This window comes from Acidisoma sp. S159, assembly GCF_009766125.1.
Lineage (GTDB): Bacteria > Pseudomonadota > Alphaproteobacteria > Acetobacterales > Acetobacteraceae > Acidisoma.
In genome coordinates, this window is record NZ_LMUG01000007.1 from 154,351 (window position 1) to 168,119 (window position 13,769).

Consider the following 13,769-nt stretch of genomic DNA (forward strand, 5'->3'; position numbering starts at 1 on the left):
CTGGTTTTTGTCGCTTGAGATCCATTGCATGAGGTCTAGAGCGAAGGGCCGTGTCGTGACGACGATGGCGGATGTAGCACGGCTCGCGGGAGTATCGACCGCGACCGTGTCCCACGTCCTGAACCGGACGCGGGCTGTTAACGCCCCGACGGTCGCAGCCGTTGAGGACGCGATCAGGGCCACGGGATACACGCAGAATTTTGTGGCCCGGTCCCTGGCTGGCGCGGCATCGAGCACGATCGGTGTGGCGGTCTCCGCGATCAGCAACCACTACTTCAGCGATGTCATCAGCGCGGTGGAAGTCGCGTGCAGCAAGAGGAACCTGATGATGTTCCTATCTGACACGCATGACGATCCGATGCATCAGCTACAGGTCGTTCGGGAATTCTACCGGCGGCGGGTCGATGGGATTGTCCTTGCGCCTGTCTCGGATGGAGACACTGATATTCTCGGCTTTCTGAGATCGAACAAGGTGCCCACTGTCTTGATCGATCGCGTTGCCAATGAGGACTTTGATCAAGTGGGCGCTGAAAACCTGGAGGCGACGGCGGAACTCGTCCTGCATCTCGCTTCGCATGGCCATAGGCGCATTGGTTTTATTGCCGGACGAGCGAGCCTTTTGACGAGCAGCGAGCGGCTCGAGGGATATCACCGCGGGCTGGCGACGGCGTCGCTGCCGGCGGAGATCGACCTCGTCGCAAACGGAGACTCGTCCGTCGCTGAGGGACGGGCAGCGGCACATCGGTTGCTTGGCCGTGGCGAGCGCCCAACGGCCATCATCAGCGGAAACAATCTCATGACCATCGGAACTCTACGCGCGCTTCGAGAGGCTGGTCTCCGCGTTCCCGAGGATATCGCGTTGGTGGGGTTCGATGACTTCGACTGGGCCGAATTTTCCTCGCCGCCACTGACGGTAATGGCGCAGCCAGCCCAAGAGCTTGGCCGTATCGCCGTCGATCTGCTAATGCGGCGTTTCAACGATCCGGCGAAGGTGCCCCAGACGATCAGGCTCTCCCCTAAGCTCGTCATCCGCGCCTCGTGCGGGTGTGCTCCAAGTTAGGACGGGGACTGAAAATCGGCCGCCGACAGTCCAGGCAATTGAGCATTCTTGCGCCACTGCGGTCAACCGGATTGTTGACAAGACTGGACGCATCTTTGATAACGAACCAGCGACCGAGGTGCTCCGCCTGTCGCCAGTTAGACGGCGAGCAATAAGCCTCGGACGCAGCCCTTGGAGTCCCTGAAACCATCAGGAACTGCATCGATTCTGCTGGCTGAACAGCGAGGGCAACTCGCGCCACATTCGGGGAGACCAACCATGTCAAACACTAAAGCCCAATCGGGCACATTCAGGGATATCAACGGCACCAGTCTCTGGGTCGCCGATACGGGCGAGGCCAATCTCCCTGTTATACTTTGCCTGCATTCCTGCTTTCTCGACGGCACCATGTTCGATGGCCTCGTTTCCGCAGCCGATGGGAAGTTCCGTGTGGTAAGGCCTGATTTTCGCGGCCAGGGCAAAAGCGCACTCGACACGGTCGACATCATTACGATGGAAAAATGCGCTGAGGACATGGAAGCGCTCATTGAGGCAATGGGACTGAAGTCCATTAACATCATGGCGCAGTCCATGGGTGGCGATGTCGCGTTTCGCCTAGTCGCCCGCCGGCCGGATCTCTTCCGTTCGCTCATTGTAGCAGGTTCATCGGCCTGCTCCGAGCCGCCAGGTCAGCTGGCCGAATTCCGGCAATGGGTGATCGATGCCGGGAACGAAGGCTTCACCGGCCATGTGTTGGATACAACGATGGCCATCATGTTTGGCGTGACGACGCGAAGCGACCCCGCAAAGAAGGAATTGATGGAGTATTGGCGCGGCAAGATCGCTGCTCTGCCGAAGGCGCTGCGTCCTGCCATGAGCGGCGTCATGGAGCGCGGCAGCTCCGTGCCGCTGTTGCCGGGAATCAAGATCCCCGTCCTGATTTTCAACGGCGAGGAAGACCTGCCACGTCCACCCGCATGGTCAGACGAGATGGCGCGCGAATTACCGAACGCCAAGCTATTTCGGCTCACGAAGATCGGTCATAGCCCCACTTTGGAAGCACCGGACCAAGTGCTGCCCGCCATCATCGATTTCTACGACAACCCGCGCATCTGAAAGTCGAACGAGCGGAGATGTTACACCCTCAGGTGGTGCCAATAGGTCGCCAAGGTTGGATGTGACGTCTCCCGCGCCGCAGTTCATCTGACCCTCGCGTGCGCAACGTCTGCGAGCTGCCGAACTGTGACGGCGATTTAGACCCAGCCGGAATTGCCTCAGACTGATACCGTCCCCTCCGGCAGGCGACCGTCGGGTGTTACACTATCCACCGCATTCGGCAGATGCTGTGCAAGTTGGGCAAGGAAACGGTTGGGCTCCATGCCAGCCTGGCTTGCCATGCTCTGCACCTGACCCTGGCCGAAGACATTTTGAAGCTGTTGCGGCGACACCGATTGATTAGGCCCGCTGCCCACCCAGGACTGAGCGACTTGACCAAGCCCGGCCTGCTCAAACGCCGACAATAGACCGCTCAACCCGCCCGCGGAACTCTGTCCCTGCCCCGTGATTTGATTGCCCGTTGCCTGGCCGGGCAACGCGGTTCCCTGCCCTCCGCCGAGCAGGTTCATCAGCACCCCAGCCATCGGAGACGAAGCGCCGCCGGAGCCACTCATAAGCCCGCCGATCACCGAATCTAGAAGACCCATAATTATTGCTCCATTTGGCGGGCGAGGCCTTCAGAAGCCTCGCCTGCTCGTGAATCAGACCCGAGTTTTCAGCGCGGCGGCCGAGTGACCCTCGCGGGTCACATTGTCCTCGACCTCAACTTCGGTGCGCCGGACGGTGTCGCGAACAGTCTCTACGTTCTCGACGACATCCTTTCTAAGAACAAGCTCTTCCTTAACCCGCACATCTTTTGCAATCACAGCTTCCTCGGCAGTCTCGGTCGCCTCAATTACACGCTCGCGGAAGAGGTCTACGTCCGCCGCTGTCAACTCCCGATCCACCGGCCGGCGCTCGAGCTCGACGTGCTCGCTCCGCAGAGTGACTTGTTCTTCAACCGGCGTCTCCACGATATAGCTGCGCACGCGAACGCGACCACGCTCAACGTCTCGCTTGCCGACGCGGAGGCGCTCCTCGACAATTGGGATAATTTCCTCACCGACGCGCCCGCTTGTCGCCATTGGTGCCGGCGGCGGCGATACATCGATTCCGCTCGCCCTTGAGGACGAGGTCATCGCTGCGCTTCCAGCTACAGTCCGATCGCTTTGCGACCACTCGCTCTGCTGCTGGTCCAGATCGACGGCGCCGTCGCGGTCCAGTATTTCATAGGCGCGATTAATATGTGATTCGTCGATCTCCGCTGACACCAAAACGGCGCCGCGTTGAATGCCCGCCGCATAGGCGGACCTGTCTTCTTCAGGAACGAATAGATTGCGCAGTCCCGCGAGGATGCCCGTGTCCTGCGATGTCGTCGTCGTAACCGTGGCTGCCTCTTGCGCGTGTAGCTCAACAGCGCCCGCAGGAAGCTGCAGCTCGGTTTCGAGGTCGACCTTAGCAATTTCCGCGTCAGCGCGGTGCTTAAACATGGCGGTGATCAGTTGCGGCATTCCGGTTGATTCCTTCTGAGTCGAATGATTGTAACCTGTTGAACTCCGCTCCAGCGCGGGCAGACGTTCGACCTCCGCGCGCTGGCGACGCAAAACCACCGGCTGCTCTATTGTTTTGGACGAGCGCAAGCGCCGGATATGCAATTCCTCTTTCAGGATCAAGCGCTTCTCAACGACAAGGACCTCTTCGATCACGGGGACGATCATGGTATCTCCGTCATCGACAATTTCAGGAAAATCCGAGATATGACGGCCGATCGGAATACGTTCGACCTCAAAACTCTCGGATTGCAGCTCCGCATTGGCAATAGTCGTGTCTGTCTCCGTCACGATCCGAACTCGAACGCGGCCTGTTTCAATCTGCTGTTTGACGACACGAAGCTGCTCTTCGAGCATCAGAATGACTTCCGCGTCGTCGGAGTGCCTGGTCACGAAATATGCAACTCTGCCATGGGTCTTTCGTCCAAACTGAAAAGCTGACATGGGGTTGGGCACATACAAACATCGGAATCCGCGGGACACGCTCGCGTTATATGTGCCGGCAGACTAAATCGTGACCAGGCGGCCGCCGATGATTCTGTCGGATTGGGACTAGCTTTTCGCCTGAGTCTGAAGCTGCTGTGCCATTTTCAAGTGATCCTGTACGACCGGCAGTGTCTTCTCCGCGAAAGCTTTCAGGTCGCTATCGCTGCCATTTTGGATTTCGGTCTGCATGACCTGCTCCATCTGTTTGTGGCCGGCTATCTGTCCATCGATATAGGCGGCATCGAAGGCTGTGCCGGCGGTGTTCTTCAGCGCAGCGGCATCGGCCATATGCGCCGCATCCGTCGTCGCGGGCACAGCGAGGCCCTTTTCCTTCGCGAGTGCGGCGAGCGCCTGATTGTTCGGGGTGTGCTGCTCGATCATCTGCTGGCCGAATTGCTTGACGGACGCTGAGCCGGCCTGTGCGGTGGCCAACTGTCCTTCCTGAACCTCTGCCAAGCCCCCGATCGCAGCCTGCTGCACGAAGATTTTGTCCTGAGCGGATACCGCCGGGTTCGCGGCCATCGCGGCCAGTGGGAGAAATAAAATAGAAGCGCCGAGGACGATCGAGCTTTTCACGTGAACAATATCCTTGAGTGAACGCCCCTAACAGGCTGGAGGCGAGTGAGAAGCTTGGGCGCGGGATCTCGGCGGCAAGCACTGATCTCGGAAAGGTGCTTCACGAAGAGCGGGTTCGGCCGCGCTCGTGAAGCTCTTAGCCGCCGCGATTTGAATTGCCTGATGAGGGCGGCTGGCGGACAATCGGCGGCTGACCACGCCTAGGGAGATAAACATATGGCCCAGAAAATTGCCTATCACGCGAATTGCTGGGGACCGCTCGGCGGCCATCCGGTCGGCGTCACCTCCATCAAGGATCTTGTCTACCAGACCTTCGGCGACATGAACCGGGCCTTCGCGGATATCGCGGCCGCAGGCTATCACGCGGTCGAGCTGTTCGATGGCAATCTGCTCGATTTCGCAGGGCGGATGGGCGAGCTGCGCGGGCAGCTTTCGGAGCAAGGCCTGCACCTCCTGGCGGTCTATGGCGGTGGAAATTTCATCTACCCGGATATTCTCGAGGAGGAGTTGCGGCGGATCGAGCGTGCTGCAAATCTCGCCGCCGAGGCAGGCGCGATACACTTCGTAGTCGGGGGAGGAGCGAAACGCTCGAGCGAACCACGCGATGGCGACTATGACCGGCTTGGGCAGGCACTCGATCGGGTCGCCGACATCGCTGAGCGGCTGGGCCTATGCGCTCTTTATCATCCACATCTCACGACCATGGCCGAAACGCCCGAGCAAATTCGGCGCGTCTTCGCCAAGACCCGCATCGGCTTCTGCCCTGACACCGCACATCTCGCCGCGGCCGGCGGCGATCCCGCGGCGCTGATCGCTGAGCACTACGATCGTGTGAGCTACGTCCATCTCAAAGGCTGGCAGCGCGACCCTTTCGCCTTCACGCCGATTGATCGCGGCGACCTCGATCTTCTGCCGACCTTGCATCTCTTGCGCGAACGCGGCTTTGATGGGTGGATCACCGTTGAGCTCGACGCATGGCCTGATCCGGCCGAGGGCGCACGCGCGAGCATGGCATGGTTGCGGGACAAGGTGTGACCTCGTCAGCACCTTTGCCGCCACCCATTTTCGGACAGGAATATTCCCCATGCATCGTCTCAATGTTGGCATGATCGGCGGCGGCTTCATGGGCAAGGCGCATGCTTTGGCCTATGCCGCGATGCCGATGTTTTTCTGGCCCGCCCCCGCGATCCCCATACGCCATACCATTGCCGATGTCAGCGACGAACTGGCGGACGACGCCGCGAATCGCTTGGGCTTCGCGAAGGGCGTGTCGGATTGGCGGCGCGTCATCGACGATCCCGAAATTCACATCGTGGATATCGTCACGCCAAACAATAGCCATGCCGAGATCGCCATAGCGGCCGCGCAGGCCGGCAAGCATGTCATCTGCGAGAAGCCACTGGGCCGAACCGCCGCGGAAGCCCTGATGATGCTCGAGGCTGTAGAGGCCGCCGGCGTCACCCACATGGTCGCCTTCAACTATCGCCATACGCCAGCTGTGGTGCTCGCGCGGAAGATCATCGAGGAAGGCCGCATCGGCACAATTCGCAACTTTCGCGGCACCTATCTGCAGGATTGGTCAGCGGATCCCGACGGCCCGCTGTCCTGGCGTTTCCAGAAGAAAATCGCGGGCTCTGGCGCGCTGGGCGATATCGCCACCCATGTGATCGACATGGCGCGCTATCTCGTGGGCGAGATCGCGGCCGTCAGCGCCGTCGCGCGAACCTATATCACCGAGCGTCCTATTCAAAACAGCGGCACCGACAAGCTTGGGGCGGGGCCAAAACTCAGCGGAGTGCCTAAGGCCGCGGTCGATGTGGACGACGAAATTATGACGCTGATCCGTTTCCAGGACGGCGCGGTAGGCTCGCTGGAAGCAACCCGCAACGCCTTTGGCCGCAACAACTATCTGACCTTCGAAATCCATGGCAGCGCAGGTTCGATCTTCTTCAACTACGAGCGTCGTGACGAATTGCAGGTGATGTTCGCCGATGATCCGGCTGACCGACGGGGGTTTCGCACAATCTATACGGGACCGGCCCATCCGCATGGCGATGGTCTTTGGCCCATCCCGGCATTGGGCATCGGCTATGGCGAGACTAAGATCATCGAATGCCATCTCTTCATGACCGCGATCGCCGAGGGCCGGCAGCCCTCGCCCAATTTCCGCGATGGCTATCTGAACGAAGTCGTCGCGGATGCTATTTTGGCTTCCAGCGAAACGGGTATTTGGACAGACATTCGCGCACAAAGTCGCAACGAAATAGCTGCGGAACACAAACGCTAGAGTGGGATGTCTCTGGCTTGGACTTTGCAATTCCACCACGTCATGCTCGGCGAAGGCCGGGCATCCACGCCTTCCTCACTTCTAGAAAGCAAGGCGTGGATGGCATGCCTTCGCATGCCATGACGAATCTTCGAATTGCGGTTCTGTTTTAGATCGTCACGGCCTAGGGGCGGCGCTCATTCTGAACGCCGCCCCTAGATCTCGCCTGCGGGTTACATAACTCCCGCGCCTGGCGTCAAATCAAGTCGTACCGATCGACGTTCATGACTTTGTTCCATGCCGCCACGAAGTCCTTCACGAACTTCTCCTTCGAGTCCGAAGCGGCATAGACCTCTGACAGAGCGCGCAGTTCCGAGTGTGAGCCGAAGATCAGATCGACACGTGTGCCGGTCCATGTCGGCTGCTTGGTGGTGCGGTCACGGCCCTCGTAGACATCCTCAGAGCCGGTCGGCTGCCATTCCGTACGCATATCGAGCAGGTTGACGAAGAAGTCGTTCGTCAGTTTCCCGGGCTGCTTAGTGAAGACGCCGTGCTGAGATCCCCCGGCATTGGCCCCCAGAACACGCAGACCGCCGATCAGCACCGTCAGATCTGGCGTGGTCAAGGTCAGCAACTGTGCGCGGTCCACCAAAGCCTCTTCAGGCGCCATGAATTGCGCACCACGGAGGTAGTTGCGGAAACCATCAGCGACAGGCTCGAGCGGCGCGAAAGACGCCACGTCGGTCTGCTCCTGCGACGCATCCATCCGTCCCGGCGTAAATGGCACCTTCACATCGGTCCCAGCATCCTTCGCGGCTTTTTCGATTGCCGCTGCACCGCCGAGCACGATCAGGTCGGCGATCGACACTTTCTTTCCGCCGGCGGCCGAAGCGTTGAACTCCTTCTGAATCGCTTCGAGCGTCTGCAGCACTTTCGCCAGTTCGGGCGGATTGTTAACCGACCAATCCTTCTGCGGCGCAAGACGAATGCGCGCGCCGTTGGCGCCGCCGCGCTTATCGGAACCACGGAAAGTCGAAGCCGATGCCCAGGCGGTCGAGACCAGCTGGGAAACCGAAAGCCCCGAGGCGAGGAGCTTGGTTTTGAGGGCGCCGATATCCTGCTCATCGATCACCGGATGATCAATGGCCGGAATCGGATCCTGCCAGATCAGCGTCTCCTTCGGCACCAGCGGACCGAGGTAGCGCTGGATCGGTCCCATGTCGCGATGCGTCAGCTTGAACCAGGCGCGGGCAAAGGCGTCGGCAAACTGATCCGGGTGCTCGTAGAAACGCCGCGAAATTTTCTCGTAGGCAGGGTCGAACCGTAGTGCGAGGTCCGAGGTCAGCATGGTCGGCACGCGCGTCTTCGAACTGTCATACGCGTCCGGGACATCGGCAGGGGCATTCTTCGCCTGCCACTGCTGGGCACCAGCCGGGCTCTTCGTAAGCTCCCATTCGAACTTGAACAAATTGTCGAAGAAGTGGTTGCTCCACTTCGTCGGAGTCTGGCTCCAGGTTACCTCGAGGCCGGCGGTGATCGCATCCGCCCCGAAGCCGCTGCCATGTTTGCTCCTCCAGCCGAGGCCCTGATCCTCGAGGACGGCGCCTTCCGGCTCCGCGCCGACAAAGGACGGGTCTCCGGCGCCATGAGTTTTGCCGAAGGTGTGACCACCGGCGATGAGAGCGACCGTCTCCTCGTCATTCATCGCCATGCGCGCGAAGGTCTCGCGAATGTCGCGGGCGGAGCCGAGGGGATCCGGCTTGCCGTTCGGCCCCTCCGGATTGACATAGATCAGACCCATCTGCACCGCGCCGAGCGTCCCATGCAGTTCCCGCTCGCCGCTGTAACGCTCGTCGCCCAGCCAGGTTCCCTCCGGACCCCAGTAAAGCTCCTCGGGCTCCCAGGTGTCGGCCCGGCCGCCGGCGAAGCCGAAGGTTTTAAAGCCCATCGATTCCAAAGCGACATTGCCGGTGAGAACGAAGAGGTCCGCCCAGGAGAGTTTTTGGCCGTATTTCTGCTTGATCGGCCAAAGGAGCCGGCGTGCCTTGTCGAGATTCGCGTTGTCCGGCCAGCTATTGAGCGGCGCGAAGCGCTGCTGGCCACCACCGGCACCACCACGGCCGTCCGTGGTGCGGTAGGTTCCGGCACTGTGCCATGCCATGCGGATGAACAGACCGCCATAGTGACCAAAGTCGGCTGGCCACCAGTCCTGCGAGTCAGTCATCAGGGCATAGAGGTCTCGAATCACTGCATCGAGATCGAGGCTCTTGAACGCTTCCGGATAGTCGAAGGCATCACCCAGGGGGTTGGATCGCGGCGAGTGCTGCTTGAGAATGTCCAGGCGCAACCTGTTCGGCCACCAGTCGCGGTTGGCTCTGCCACCGCTTCCGTGCATTACCGGGCACCCGCCCGCGCCTTTATCGTCAACTTTAGCGTCCATATTTGCCTCCCATCCCTATGCTTGCCTCGCCGGACAACCCATGCGCCAATCCCGCGACGAATGCTGGCTGTCCGCCCGCAAGCGTGAGGAATTTTAGCGCAGTACGGGAGCTTGTATAATAGATTATTGGTATCAGAGCGATAGAGCCGAGCTATCGTTCTCGAGGCTCCGGCCCGCTTAGACGAGGTTGACGCTCTGCGGCAGATGATCGCGCAGGGTCTGCGCCAGAAGGTGAAGATCCCGAACTCTGGGATAACTGCGGCGCCATATAAGCCCCACGCGACGCCCGATGCCGGCTTCCAAGGGATGCGCCGTTATCGCTTGGGTATGAGCGGCACTACACGCCATTGCCGGCAGCAATGTGCTGCCCATGCCCATCGCCACCATCTGACGAATCGTTTCAAGGCTGGTGGCGCGGAAATCCCCATCGGCGTCGCGGTCTGTCGTGCCGCAAATCGCCAGTGCCTGGTCGCGCAGGCAATGACCTTCGGTCAGCAGAAGCAGCCGCCGTCCGCGTAGATCTTCCTCCCTCATGACTTTGGCATTGGCGGGTTGGTGTCCTTTGGGTTCGGCAAACCAAAAGGGTTCATCGAAGAGCGGCAGGCTTGCCACACGATCATCCGAAACCGGGAGCGCGACCAGCGCGGCGTCCAGACGGTAAGAAACAAGTCTCTCCATAAGGTGAGCCGTCAGATCCTCGCGCACGGCCAGCAGCAGCTCCGGGTAGTCCTTCTTCAGCGCCGGCACGAGCCACGGCAGCAGGTAAGGCCCGAGCGTTGGAATAACGCCGAGGCTAAACGCGCCGACGAGCGGGCCGGAGACACTCCTCCCCACGCTGATGATGGCTTCGACATCCGTCAAAATCTGGCGCGCCCGCCCGACGATTTCCTCGGCGACGGGCGTCACTCGCACCGACCTATTCGTGCGCTCGAAAAGCGTCACGCCGAGTTGCTCCTCGAGTTTTTTGATCTGCATGCTGAGGGTCGGCTGGCTGATACTGCACGCGGCTGCGGCCCGGCCGAAATGGCCGTGATCGACAAGGGCGACGAGGTAACGCAAGTCCTGCAGCGTCATGCGTGCTTTGAACCCCTCCTGGTGCACCTGCCCAGTCTGAGTTCAACTGGCAAATATGGCAATCGCCTCCTGACCGGCGCGCGGGCACGACTGATATGCCATTCTACCGTCCCGAATAATTGGCGAGGGGCGGCGCGGTCGAAGACGAGGGACAGAGGTCGACTAAGACCCTCCGCTGTCGACCATCAACAGCTCAAGGCCCGGAATCTCCAACATTGCCTGCGCGTTGGCGGTCAATTCCGTGTCGGTGATAATCATGTCGACTCCGGATAGATCAGAGACCTTCATCATGGCGGTAATGTTGAATTTCGTCGAATCGGCAAGCAGGATAACGCGATCCGCCGCGCCGATCAGCGCATGCTTGGTCGCCGCGTCGATGGTGTTCGTGCACCACATGGCGTGATCGCGAACACTCGTAGCGCCGAGCAGCAAAGTGTGCACCCGAATGTTGGACAGTGCTTGCAGTGTGATTGGACCGGCAAAAGCCTGCGTCTCGGAATAGAATGCTCCGCCCAGAGCAGGTATTTCGAGGCTCGTTCTCGACGACAAGACGCTGATGACCGGCAGGGAATGGGTCACTACCGACATCCGCAGGTCGAGAGGCAATAGACGTGCGACTTCGAGCGTCGTTGTGCCGGAATCGAAAGCAACGACTGAATTGGGCGCCAGTAAGCCAACAGCCTTACGGGCTATCGCCTGCTTCGCGGTCAATCTCTGAGCCGAACGGAGACGGAAATCCACTGGCCCGAGCAGCGGTGTCGCCGAACTGACGCCGCCATGCACCGCCCGCGCCAAACCTTCCTTGGCGAGGCGCTGGATATCCCGGCGTACTGTCATTTCAGAGACGCCGAGGTCACGGCTGAGTTCAGCCGCGCTGCAAAATCCGGTGTTGCGGACCATGTCCATGATGAAGCTGCGGCGCGTAGGCGCGGAATCATAGCGCATGACCGCAAGCCGCTCGGGTTCTCGGTCGATCGAATCGTCCACTAAAAGATCGCTTTCAGTCGCCGGCTCCTTACTCGATCTTCAAGATGGACTCGCGCAACGCAAAGACCGCACGGTCGATCTCTTCCTCCGTGATGACGAAAGGGGGAGCCAGAAGCAAGATGTCGTCGAGCAGCGGCCGAGTGACGAGCCCATATCCTCGCGCATTCCTCGCGACGGCAGCCGTGCGCGCCAGGCCTGTTGATGGAAAGCGGGCCTTCGTCACCTTGTCGGCGACAATTTCGACCCCCGCCATGAGGCCGAGGGACCGAACTTCGCCCACGTAGGGAAGATCGCGAGGCTCATCGAGTCGCTTGGCCAGATATCGGCCGCGTTCCTCGACCTGGGGCACGAGGCGTTCACGCTCAAGGATATCGAGATTGGCGAGAGCGACGGCGCAGGCTACCGGGTGGCCGGAATAGGTAAAGCCGTGCATCAGCGGCTTGTCATCTGGAACGTCATGGAACGCGTCCCAGATCGCCTTGCGGATTATGACGCCGCCAAGTGGAACATATCCACTCGCCGCTCGTCGTCGCTCTGCTTTCAGCGTTGATCGGGGTGCCGCTCGGCATCGGCGCCGCTTTCATCGGTGGCTGGCTTGACGCCATTCTCTCTCGAAGTTTCGACGTCCTTTTCGCCTTTCCCGCTTTGCTTCTCGCAGCGGTGATCGTCGCGACCTTCGGTCCCGGCTTCACCACAATTGTTATGGCGGTAACAGTGATCTATGTGCCGCTGATGGCAAGGGTGGTACGCGCGGCGACTCTGGTGGAAAAACAGAAAGCCTATGTCGATGCCATGCGGGTCCAGGGCTTCGGCGCGACCCGCATCTGCGCTTTGCACATCGTGCCAAATCTCAGCACTTTGATCATCGGGCAGACGGCACTTTACTATGGCTATGCATTGCTCGATCTCGCAGGCCTTTCATTTCTCGGTTTTGGCGTGCAGCCGCCAACGCCGGACTGGAGCTCGATGCTCTGGTATGCCGACCAGCAGGTGTATATTTCCACCACAGGGGTCGTGTTTCCCGCCATCGCGATCGTGCTCGCCGTGGTCGCCTTCAATCTGGTCGGCGACTGGTTGTCGGAACTCAGTTAAGCACACCAATGAGCTACCAACCCCTCCTTGAGCTCCGAGCCATATCAGCAGCGGTGACGGGCGCGAGCACATTCGTCCCGATCCTTGTCGACGTATCTTTGACAATCGACCGAGGGGAGATCGTCGGGCTTGTCGGGGAGTCCGGCAGCGGCAAGTCAATGACAGCGCGCACCATCATGTCATCGATCCCAAGCGCTATCTCTGTCACGGGCGAGGTTCTCCTGGATGGCGGCAAACCCTCCTGAACGCGTCCGGCAATGCATGCCTGGAATGACGGTCTCCAAGACGGTCATTCGCGAAAAAGCCTCGGATTATGAAATGTGCGCGCGTCTCCCCCTGAGAAATCCGATGTGGCTCCAGTTGGAGAAGCTCGTGCCGGACGAGATGGATGGTCCCGACCGCGGTTTATAGAAGCCAGTGGTGCGATCGAAGAGCGACGGGGGAGACAGCGATCGAGCTTTATTTTGTTACTCGCGCGCTGAAGGAACATCTCTGTGCACAGACCAAGGCACGTCCGGCCTGAGTAGAGCAGACCTAACCAGCCATGAGACGGAGGCGTCATCGGTAATAGCAAAAACTCCGCTCGGTCCCGCGAGGAACTGCACAGTGCGCCGCGCAGCGGCATCGATATGGATCCGAGGGGCGGGTGGCGGATCCTTCTCGTAGTAGGTGCCAGGCCCGTAGAACTGGCCATAGCGCAACACGGTACCGCCTGCCGAGGTCACCGCATTCTCATGGGCTTCGACAATGGGTCCATCACCCCAAGCGATACTCTGCGCGACGAAACCTGAAGCCTTTGTCGCTCGCGCCGCGGCCAGAAGGTTCCGCGTCCCCTCACTTCGGGTGCGATCGGTCGAGGCGAGGAACGCGGCAAGCTTCCCGATCTCGTCTGGTAGATCAGTCACCTGGTGGACTATGACATCGGGTCGAAATTCCCCTACGGCCACGATAAGCGACTTCTGGTCGAAGAGATCGCATAGTACTGGAGTGACTCCAGCAGCGCGAAGTCCGTTAATTTTCTCTGGCGTCCTAGTCATTGCCGCGACGACATGTCCTTCAGCCAACATGAGCGGCACCAAGCGAACGCCAATGACGCCGGTGGCACCAGCCAGGAAAATTCGCATTCCGTTCGCTCCCTTTGCTCTCGGTTTAATCTGGACGCGG

General features: G+C 60.1%; 14 protein-coding genes. 6 read left to right on the plus strand and 8 right to left on the minus strand.

Going from position 1 to position 13,769, the window contains the following annotated elements; translation table 11 throughout:
* Positions 1 to 28 precede the first annotated feature (28 nt).
* Positions 29 to 1,060, plus strand: coding sequence for a LacI family DNA-binding transcriptional regulator (locus tag GSQ92_RS02580; RefSeq protein WP_254066541.1), 1,032 nt, complete (start codon positions 29 to 31; stop codon positions 1,058 to 1,060).
* Positions 1,061 to 1,231: 171 nt separating this feature from the next.
* Positions 1,232 to 2,155 (plus strand): alpha/beta fold hydrolase, encoded by a 924-nt coding sequence (locus GSQ92_RS02585; RefSeq protein ID WP_216856727.1) that lies wholly within the window; start codon positions 1,232 to 1,234, stop codon positions 2,153 to 2,155.
* A 158-nt stretch (positions 2,156 to 2,313) separates the two neighbouring features.
* Here GSQ92_RS02585 and GSQ92_RS02590 read toward each other — a convergent pair whose 3' ends face one another.
* From GSQ92_RS02590 to GSQ92_RS02600, 3 genes are all read right to left on the minus strand, one after another.
* Positions 2,314 to 2,742 carry a YidB family protein gene (locus GSQ92_RS02590; RefSeq protein ID WP_159012956.1) on the minus strand — a complete coding sequence of 143 codons (429 nt, stop codon included), beginning with the start codon at positions 2,740 to 2,742 and terminating at the stop codon, positions 2,314 to 2,316.
* A gap of 54 nt (positions 2,743 to 2,796) precedes the next feature.
* Positions 2,797 to 4,041, minus strand: a complete 1,245-nt coding sequence (locus tag GSQ92_RS02595) for a YsnF/AvaK domain-containing protein (protein WP_159012957.1) — start codon at positions 4,039 to 4,041, stop codon at positions 2,797 to 2,799.
* Positions 4,042 to 4,236: 195 nt separating this feature from the next.
* Positions 4,237 to 4,746, minus strand: a complete 510-nt coding sequence (locus tag GSQ92_RS02600; protein ID WP_159012958.1) for a DUF4142 domain-containing protein — start codon at positions 4,744 to 4,746, stop codon at positions 4,237 to 4,239.
* Positions 4,747 to 4,962: 216 nt separating this feature from the next.
* Here GSQ92_RS02600 and GSQ92_RS02605 point away from each other — a divergent pair, with 216 nt between their 5' ends.
* The gene (locus GSQ92_RS02605) at positions 4,963 to 5,781 is read left to right on the plus strand and encodes a sugar phosphate isomerase/epimerase (protein ID WP_159012959.1); all 819 of its coding nucleotides are present in this window, start codon (positions 4,963 to 4,965) and stop codon (positions 5,779 to 5,781) included.
* A gap of 49 nt (positions 5,782 to 5,830) precedes the next feature.
* Positions 5,831 to 7,033: a Gfo/Idh/MocA family protein gene (locus tag GSQ92_RS02610; protein ID WP_158804059.1), complete on the plus strand. Its 1,203-nt coding sequence runs from the start codon at positions 5,831 to 5,833 to the stop codon at positions 7,031 to 7,033.
* A gap of 235 nt (positions 7,034 to 7,268) precedes the next feature.
* On the opposite strand, the gene katG is transcribed toward GSQ92_RS02610, so the two are convergent.
* The 4 genes from katG to GSQ92_RS02630 all read right to left on the minus strand — a co-directional run bounded on the left by katG (position 7,269) and on the right by GSQ92_RS02630 (position 12,057).
* Entirely contained in the window at positions 7,269 to 9,452 is a 2,184-nt protein-coding gene (katG, locus tag GSQ92_RS02615) for a catalase/peroxidase HPI (RefSeq protein ID WP_159012960.1), read from the minus strand.
* A 177-nt stretch (positions 9,453 to 9,629) separates the two neighbouring features.
* Positions 9,630 to 10,526, minus strand: a complete 897-nt coding sequence (locus GSQ92_RS02620; protein WP_158804057.1) for a LysR substrate-binding domain-containing protein — start codon at positions 10,524 to 10,526, stop codon at positions 9,630 to 9,632.
* 162 nt (positions 10,527 to 10,688) lie between these two features.
* The gene (locus tag GSQ92_RS02625; protein WP_158804056.1) at positions 10,689 to 11,513 is read right to left on the minus strand and encodes a DeoR/GlpR family DNA-binding transcription regulator; all 825 of its coding nucleotides are present in this window, start codon (positions 11,511 to 11,513) and stop codon (positions 10,689 to 10,691) included.
* A 28-nt stretch (positions 11,514 to 11,541) separates the two neighbouring features.
* Positions 11,542 to 12,057, minus strand: coding sequence for an aminotransferase class III-fold pyridoxal phosphate-dependent enzyme (locus tag GSQ92_RS02630; RefSeq protein ID WP_159013032.1), 516 nt, complete (start codon positions 12,055 to 12,057; stop codon positions 11,542 to 11,544).
* Between GSQ92_RS02630 and GSQ92_RS02635 the strand changes: the two genes are divergently transcribed.
* Both GSQ92_RS02635 and GSQ92_RS31370 read left to right on the plus strand, forming a co-directional pair.
* On the plus strand, positions 12,015 to 12,605 hold the full coding sequence (locus GSQ92_RS02635) for an ABC transporter permease (protein WP_158804055.1): 591 nt from the start codon (positions 12,015 to 12,017) through the stop codon (positions 12,603 to 12,605). The two genes, GSQ92_RS02630 and GSQ92_RS02635, sit on opposite strands and share 43 nt — an antisense overlap.
* A gap of 8 nt (positions 12,606 to 12,613) precedes the next feature.
* Positions 12,614 to 12,850, plus strand: a complete 237-nt coding sequence (locus GSQ92_RS31370; RefSeq protein WP_159012961.1) for an ATP-binding cassette domain-containing protein — start codon at positions 12,614 to 12,616, stop codon at positions 12,848 to 12,850.
* Positions 12,851 to 13,072: 222 nt separating this feature from the next.
* On the opposite strand, the gene GSQ92_RS02645 is transcribed toward GSQ92_RS31370, so the two are convergent.
* Positions 13,073 to 13,729, minus strand: a complete 657-nt coding sequence (locus tag GSQ92_RS02645; RefSeq protein WP_158804053.1) for an NAD(P)-dependent oxidoreductase — start codon at positions 13,727 to 13,729, stop codon at positions 13,073 to 13,075.
* Positions 13,730 to 13,769 lie beyond the last annotated feature (40 nt).

What these genes read in the sequence shown, in the direction of transcription:
- GSQ92_RS02580 (WP_254066541.1), top strand. Translation starts at nt 29, where the DNA reads ATGAGGTCTAGAGCGAAGGGCCGTGTCGTGACGACGATGGCGGATGTA.
- GSQ92_RS02590 (WP_159012956.1), bottom strand. Translation starts at nt 2,742, where the DNA reads ATGGGTCTTCTAGATTCGGTGATCGGCGGGCTTATGAGTGGCTCCGGC.
- GSQ92_RS02595 (WP_159012957.1), bottom strand. Translation starts at nt 4,041, where the DNA reads ATGCTCGAAGAGCAGCTTCGTGTCGTCAAACAGCAGATTGAAACAGGC.
- GSQ92_RS02605 (WP_159012959.1), top strand. Translation starts at nt 4,963, where the DNA reads ATGGCCCAGAAAATTGCCTATCACGCGAATTGCTGGGGACCGCTCGGC.
- GSQ92_RS02610 (WP_158804059.1), top strand. Translation starts at nt 5,831, where the DNA reads ATGCATCGTCTCAATGTTGGCATGATCGGCGGCGGCTTCATGGGCAAG.
- katG (WP_159012960.1), bottom strand. Translation starts at nt 9,452, where the DNA reads ATGGACGCTAAAGTTGACGATAAAGGCGCGGGCGGGTGCCCGGTAATG.
- GSQ92_RS02620 (WP_158804057.1), bottom strand. Translation starts at nt 10,526, where the DNA reads ATGACGCTGCAGGACTTGCGTTACCTCGTCGCCCTTGTCGATCACGGC.
- GSQ92_RS31370 (WP_159012961.1), top strand. Translation starts at nt 12,614, where the DNA reads ATGAGCTACCAACCCCTCCTTGAGCTCCGAGCCATATCAGCAGCGGTG.
- GSQ92_RS02645 (WP_158804053.1), bottom strand. Translation starts at nt 13,729, where the DNA reads ATGCGAATTTTCCTGGCTGGTGCCACCGGCGTCATTGGCGTTCGCTTG.